The sequence below is a fragment of the Romboutsia sp. LXY-2 genome (genome assembly GCF_056171995.1).
This window is the reverse complement of the sequence record NZ_JBKFGI010000051.1, coordinates 1-341: the sequence shown is the minus strand read 5'-3', so window position 1 is coordinate 341 and position 341 is coordinate 1. Positions and strand designations below refer to the sequence as shown.

Here is a 341-nt window from a genome sequence, read left to right as displayed (position 1 = left end):
TAAAATGATGTCATATCACTAAATGTTATGCAGTTTTCAAAGTACTAACATATCTTTTTCAAGATATTAATGGTGGAGATGAGGAGGATCGAACTCCTGACCCCTTGCGTGCAAGGCAAGTGCTCTCCCAGCTGAGCTACACCCCCATATTTTTTATTGACTTTTTGACAAAAAATATTTTATCAATTTTGTCACTTTTTGTCAATAGAGTTTTTAATTTTTTTATTAAGAACTCTCAAAATTAAACAGTAGGTAATTCTCCTTAGAAAGGAGGTGATCCAGCCGCACCTTCCGATACGGCTACCTTGTTACGACTTCACCCCAGTTATTGATTTCACCTT

The 341-nt window shown here is 36.1% G+C and carries 1 tRNA gene and 1 rRNA gene; both read right to left on the bottom strand.

What is annotated here, in order from left to right:
* Positions 1 to 70 precede the first annotated feature (70 nt).
* A tRNA-Ala gene (locus ACI48P_RS22295) sits at positions 71 to 146 on the bottom strand.
* Positions 147 to 266: 120 nt separating this feature from the next.
* Positions 267 to 341: ribosomal RNA gene (locus tag ACI48P_RS22290) — 16S ribosomal RNA — on the bottom strand; the annotation flags it as partial.